The 337-nt window shown below is 55.8% G+C and carries 1 pseudogene; it reads right to left on the minus strand.

Going from position 1 to position 337, the window contains the following annotated elements:
- Window positions 1-337, minus strand: a pseudogene (locus tag HPT30_RS00575) (hypothetical protein); the annotation flags it as partial.

Raw genomic sequence — 337 nt, forward strand, 5'->3', positions numbered from 1 at the left:
CAGGTCTTACATGCCTCTCTTCCACACTTTGTTCGGCCAGATGCCCGCCAGTTATGCTATCAGGCTGCAGATGCTGTCCGTTCACTGCTCCCTCTGCCAGCTTCGCTCCTGTTAAGCTGCCATCAGGCAGAAGATCGGACGTGTATACCTCCTTCGCCAGATGCGCAAGGGTGATACTGCCGGGTTTTACATGCCGCTCTTCCACACTTTGCTCGACCAGATGCCCGCCAGTTATGCTATCAGGCTGCAGATGCTGTCCGTTCACTGCTCCCTCTGCCAGCTTCGCTCCTGTTAAGCTGCCGTCAGGCAGAAGATCGGACGTGTATACTTCCTCTGC

Source organism: Paenibacillus agri, assembly GCF_013359945.1.
GTDB lineage: Bacteria > Bacillota > Bacilli > Paenibacillales > Paenibacillaceae > Paenibacillus_AQ > Paenibacillus_AQ agri.